Genomic DNA, 5,818 nt, shown 5'->3' with positions numbered 1-5,818 from the left:
TTTTGCATAGCGCTTTTTTCTTTATAAAGCAAAAAGAATTCTGCCTCAGGCAAAATTCTTTTTATAGATGACCCTTGATACCTCTTTATATATTGCTGTTGGCGGCCTTCCAGCTTTCTTCCCGGATTAATTCCAACAGTTCTTTTTTGATATCAACAAAGATATCAGATACCTTGACATCATACTTGCGGGGGCGGTCCAGGGGCACATCAATGGCGGCCTTGATTTTTCCCGGGCGGGCGGTCATGACATAGACCACGTCTCCCATAAAAATGGCCTCATCCACATCATGGGTAACAAACAAGATGGTCTTGTGAGACTCTTCCCAAACATCCAGCAACAGTTCCTGCATGACGGTCCGGGTCTGAGCATCCAAGGCGCCGAAAGGCTCATCCATTAAAAGCACCTGAGGGTCATTGGCCAGGGCCCGGGCGATGGCCACCCGCTGCTTCATACCACCGGAGAGACTGCGGGGATAGGCTTCTTCAAATCCCTTCAGTCCGATTTTTTCGAGATAATACTGGGAAACCTCAGTTCTCTCAGCCTTAGATTTACCGGCCACATCCAGGCCAAACTCGATATTCTCCTTCACTGTCAGCCAGGGAAACAGGGTATAAGACTGAAATACCATGCCACGGTCCTTGCCCGGACCGTGGATCTGGCGTCCGTCCAGAATCACCTGTCCGCCGGAGGGATCCTCCAGGCCGGCAATCACCTTAAGGATAGTGGATTTGCCGCATCCCGAGGGGCCGAGGATGGTAATGAACTGGTTGGCTTGGACGGTGAAATTAGTGTTCTCCAAAGCTGTCACGGTATGCCGGTCAGCGTTGAAAGTCTTAGATACATTTTCTACAATCAATTTAGCCTGCATCAAACTGTCCCTCCCTTGCCAGTCCATGGGAACAGACGCCCCTGCAGCCACTTGAAGAAAATATCGATCAAGATGCCGATCACGCCGATCACGATAATGCCCACAATGATATGGGAGGTTTTCAGAAACCGTTGGGACTGCATAATCATATGCCCCAAACCTGAACCGGCGGCCACGATCTCAGCCACCACCAGATAGGTCCAGGCCCAGCCGAAAGTGATCCTAAGGGTATCAAGGATACCGGGAAGGCTGGCCGGCAGGATGATCCGGCGAAATACCCCCCGGGGAGACACGCCGAGAGTATAAGCGGTGTCAATTAAGTCAGAGGACACATTTTTCGTCACATCCATTACCATTAAGGTCATCTGAAAAAACGTGCCAAAAAAGATGACCGCAATTTTTTCGCTTTCCCCGATCCCCAGCCAGAGAATGAAGAGCGGAATAAAAGCCGAGGCCGGCATATACCGGATAAAACCCAGAATAGGTTCAAAGGCGGCTTCACAGACCTTGAGGCTGCCCATAAGGATTCCCAGGGGCACGGCAATCAGCGCCGCCAGTAAGAATCCCGCCGTTACCCGGAACATGCTGGCCAGAATGTCCTGGGTTAAGTCAAACTCTCTAAACAGCAGCAGGGCGTTTTCCGCCACCTGATCAGGCGCCGGCAGAAAGAGCGGCGGTACGATGCCGCCATAGGTCAGGACCGCCCAGAGCAGAAACAAGACTACAAAGGAGACAATGCTCAGGGACAGATAGAGCTGCGGCGAAATGTCAACTTTGGGGAGAAACAGTTTGCGCAGGGTCACATTATTCACCATCCAAAAGAGTAGTATGGAAAGAGGCTGTTGAAAGGCGTCTCTCCCAGCGGCGATGCCTTGTCAACAACCTCTTGACTGCGATAGATTGCTTGATGTTTTACTATTTTACCTTGCTAATAAAGGAATTGTCAATATACTTTGTTACCTCAGGCAGTTGGCTCAGGACCTTCTGGTCCACATAGAACTGACCGGCCCCTTTGGCCACCTCGTAGATCAAGCCGGGTTTTTCCTGAGTGCCGTAAAATTCCTGATTGCCTTTCAGATCATAGAACTTGATGGTTTTACTGTCAGAAGCCACTTCTTCCGGGGTTTGCTTGAACAGGACAGCCAGGATCTTGTTGGCTTCATCAGGATGGGTCTGCATAAAGGCAGAAGCCTCAGCCAGGGCTTCAACAATAGCCTGAGTCTCTTTAGCCGAATCCCTGGCAAAGTCCGCATGAACGGTCAATACGTCGGCAATCAGACCGGGAGTGTCCGTAGTGGTGGAGAGAATCATACCATTTTGGGCGACGGCTTTGGACAGGTGGGGTTCCCAGGTAACAGCGGCGTCCACCTTACCGGCCATAAACGCCGAGGCAGCTTCACTGGCCTTCACATCCACCGACTGGATATCCTTTTCGCTCAGACCGGCCCTGTCCAGGATGGCCTTTAAAAAGAAGTGAGAAGCCGAACCGGTGTGATAGGCAACCTGCCTGCCTTTCAGGTCAGCCACGGTGGCAATGCCTTTATCCTTGGCCACGACAAGTCCGTCGGCGCCGTTGGATGCGTCAAAAGCCCAAACCAATTTCAGCGGCAGGTCGGCGCCGGCAGCCGATATCGAAACGTCAAGGGAAGTTGCCATCGCCTGAATCTTTTTGGCAACCATTGCCTGCTTGCGATCGCCTACCCCCTCGATCGACTGCAGGGTTACGTCCAGGCCCTTAGCTTTAAACATGCCCTTCTCCTGGGCTATAAACAGAGCGGCATACCCGGTCCAGGGCGTATAAGCGATTACGATGGGCTGAGACTTGCCCGGCTGGGGCGCCTCCTGCCCGCCGCCGCAACCTGCCGCCAGCACAGCGGCCGTGGCTATCATGACGCATAACAATAATGCTGCTGTTTTCTTTTGCATAAATATCCTCCTGTAATGTAATTTTATAAACTCTCAGGATAAGATGTTCGACACAGCTGGGACAATTCCTGCTATCATTTTAATTATAATAAAAAATAAATTCGGGAGAAATCCTCCCGAATCGTCAGACTATTTCTCTTGCAAAGCCTTTTTCACCGCCGCCAGCAGCAGACTGTTCTGCTCTGAAGATCCAATGGATATCCGAACAAAAGTCGGCAGCTGCCACCCAGTCCCCGGTCGTATAATTATACCATCACGAGCCAGAGAACCGCACAATCCCGTACTGTCAAAGCCAAGGTCCACGAACAGGAAATTGGTTTGAGACGGATAGACCTTAAAACCGAGAACCGTAAACTCCCGGGTCAGCCGCTCCCGCTCCAGGCTGTTGCGGCGAGCTACAGAAGCCACAAAATCCGTATCATCCAAAGCCGAAATCGCTGCTGCCAGAACCAGGCAATTCACGTTAAAAGGAGAACGGACCCGCTGCAGCAGGGAAACGGTCTCGGCCCGGGCAATGCCGTATCCCAGGCGAAGTCCGGCCAGGCCGTATACTTTGGAAAATGTCCGGATGGTTAGGACATTGGGAAATTCGGCCAGAAGTTGAATGCCGGAAACAAATGCCGGATCCGTGACAAATTCGCCATAGGCCTCATCCAGAACCACCATCACATGTTCCGGCACCTGCCGCAAAAAACTGCGTAATTCCGCTCCTCTAATCAACATGCCGGTAGGATTGTTGGGATTACACAAAAAGATCATTTTGGTACGGGGTGTAACAGCGGCCAGCATTCCCGGAAGATCGGTCCTCATGTCTGATCCCCGGCCCACCCTCACCGGAATGCCGCCTGCCAGCCGGGCGGCAAAGGCGTATTGTTCAAAGGTAGGCTGGGGAATAATTGCTTCTTCCCCTGGCGAGAGGAAGCCCTGAGTGACCAGAGTAATGGTCTCGTCGCCGCCATTGCCCAGGTAAACCATGTCGGCCTCCAGAGTATAGAAGGAGGCGATTTGAGTCCGCAATGTTTTTCCTTCCGCATCAGGATAGCAATGAATCTGGCCGGCGGCAGCCTGAATGGCCGCCACTGCCTTGGGGGAAGGCCCGTAGGGGCTTTCATTAAAGGACAGCTTGACAATTTCCTCCCGGCCAAGCATCTGCCGGAGTTCTGACCGGGTCCGGTCCGGCATGGCGGGATGAAAGGCATGAAGTTCTTTTACGACAGAACGAGGCTCTATTCTCATCTTAACTCCCTTACCACAGTATTTCGCCGCTGATTGCCGACAGATCGCCGCTGCCGGTCAAGATCATCGCCGCTGTCAGTTCGGCGCGAATCTTCTCCAAATACAGGCTGACACCTTCACCTTCACCCCCGACGGCAGCCACTGCCATCGGCCGGCCAATCAGTACTCCATGGGCGCCTAAAGCCAGCATCTTCAATACATCTCCCCCGGTCCTGACGCCGCCGTCAACCAGAATGGCCATCTTGCCATTGACTGCTTCCACAATATAGGGCAGCACCTCGGCTGTCCCCGGAGTGTAATCCAGCGCCCGGCCGCCATGATTGGAGACCACGATGGCATCCACTCCGGCGGATTGACAGGCCTGGGCATCATCCGGCGTCATGATCCCCTTGACGATAAAAGGAATCGTGGTGTTTTGCTTGATGTAGGCCAATTCTTCTTGCGATTTCGGTCCGACCGGCTGTCCGGCATTGGACATATTGACCAAGGCGGCGGCGTCAATGTCTATGCCAAACGCCGTCGCCCCGGCTTCAGCGGCCTGTTTGGCCATTTCCACAACTTGATCCACCTCGCGGGGCTTAATAATCGGGATGCCACAGCCGCCGGCGTTTTTAACAGCCTCCAGTCCGGTTTCCCATATCTGGGGTTTAGGGCCGTCACCGGTCATAGCTATGACACCCGCCTGTTTACAGCCTCCCACAACGGCTTTAGCATATTCTTCTTCTTTCAAGGCATTATTCATATTCAGAGCAGTGCCAGCGATAGCGGCAGCAATCACCGGCATCGACAGGTCCATGCCCAATATCTTGCAGGCCAGATTCGGCTGGTTCTGCTGGTGCACAGTACGCAGATTAAAGCGATAACTGGCTAAAGCGTTGACATTATTGCGAAAACTGGTGCCGGTTCCAATCCCGCCCATGCCGGGAACCTCACCGGCGCAGGCCACACCGTCGCATACCGGACAAAGCCGGCAGGCGCCGGAAAATTTACGGCGGGCATTCGATTTCAAAGTCTGCCAATCCATTGATAAACCTCCTTTATGCACTAACGGCAACATTTGTAGAATTCTGGTTATATGACTGAAAATCCTGCCGATACTCTGCCTGCCTGGCAATCCCATGTGTATAAATCGCACATTTTAGTCCATAGTAATAATGGATGAAAAACAAAGCAGCGGAGGAACATGTCATGACGGTACTAGACAAGATGAATTTTCAAACCAGTCAGGTTTTCCATTCTATGTTTGATAAAGAAACCCCGAATTATCTGGAAGCAGCCAGTCTGTTTGCGATTATTGCCCAGGGCCGGCATACTGCGGCGGTACTCAGCGTACTGTACAACCAGGCGCGGGATCCAGGCCTCAGAAAATTGATCAAACAAGCTATCGAAGATCAAAATCGTCCCCTGATAGAGCGCTGCGAGAAACTATTGCAAGACGGCGGCGGCAAACTTCCCCGGTTTCGTCTGTCCCCCCGGGAGCTAAAAAGTGAATCTGGCGAATATCCGCCGGAAGTGACTCTGACCGACGAAGAGATTCTGATCAGTCTGGCCTCTATGGCAAAAGCCGCGCAAATGGCCATCCTTGGCGCTATGCAGCAATGCTATCAGCCCAACATGGCCAGAGTATTCCATGATGCGCTGGACTCCGGCTTAGACTTTGGCTACCGTCTGATGCAGTACGCTCTGGACCGGGGGATGTTACCGCATCTGGAAAAAATAGAACATTAGGGCCGTTGAAAAAGGCCCATCTGCGTTGTTACTCCTGCGGGCGTTCGACGTACCTCC

The 5,818-nt window shown here is 52.6% G+C and carries 6 protein-coding genes; 1 reads left to right on the top strand and 5 read right to left on the bottom strand.

Annotated elements, in window-relative coordinates:
• Positions 1 to 85 precede the first annotated feature (85 nt).
• The 5 genes from ALO_RS07885 to ALO_RS07865 form a co-directional block, all read right to left on the bottom strand.
• On the bottom strand, positions 86 to 871 hold the full coding sequence (locus ALO_RS07885) for an ABC transporter ATP-binding protein (protein WP_004094549.1): 786 nt from the start codon (positions 869 to 871) through the stop codon (positions 86 to 88).
• Positions 871 to 1,686 carry an ABC transporter permease gene (locus ALO_RS07880; RefSeq protein WP_040292970.1) on the bottom strand — a complete coding sequence of 272 codons (816 nt, stop codon included), beginning with the start codon at positions 1,684 to 1,686 and terminating at the stop codon, positions 871 to 873. Before ALO_RS07880 ends, ALO_RS07885 begins: the two co-directional genes overlap by 1 nt.
• A gap of 100 nt (positions 1,687 to 1,786) precedes the next feature.
• A complete protein-coding gene (locus tag ALO_RS07875; protein WP_004094543.1) occupies positions 1,787 to 2,797 on the bottom strand; it encodes an ABC transporter substrate-binding protein in 1,011 nt (336 codons plus the stop codon).
• Positions 2,798 to 2,926: 129 nt separating this feature from the next.
• On the bottom strand, positions 2,927 to 4,033 hold the full coding sequence (gene hisC, locus ALO_RS07870; RefSeq protein WP_004094541.1) for a histidinol-phosphate transaminase: 1,107 nt from the start codon (positions 4,031 to 4,033) through the stop codon (positions 2,927 to 2,929).
• A gap of 10 nt (positions 4,034 to 4,043) precedes the next feature.
• A complete protein-coding gene (locus tag ALO_RS07865; protein ID WP_004094539.1) occupies positions 4,044 to 5,057 on the bottom strand; it encodes an alpha-hydroxy-acid oxidizing protein in 1,014 nt (337 codons plus the stop codon).
• 164 nt (positions 5,058 to 5,221) lie between these two features.
• On the opposite strand from ALO_RS07865, the gene ALO_RS07860 reads away from it, so the two are divergent.
• Complete coding sequence (locus tag ALO_RS07860; RefSeq protein ID WP_004094536.1) at positions 5,222 to 5,761, top strand: spore coat protein; 540 nt, start codon at positions 5,222 to 5,224, stop codon at positions 5,759 to 5,761.
• Positions 5,762 to 5,818 lie beyond the last annotated feature (57 nt).

The organism is Acetonema longum DSM 6540 (assembly GCF_000219125.1).
GTDB classification, from domain to species: Bacteria; Bacillota; Negativicutes; order Sporomusales; family Acetonemataceae; genus Acetonema; species Acetonema longum.
This window is presented reverse-complemented; position numbering and strand designations above follow the sequence as displayed.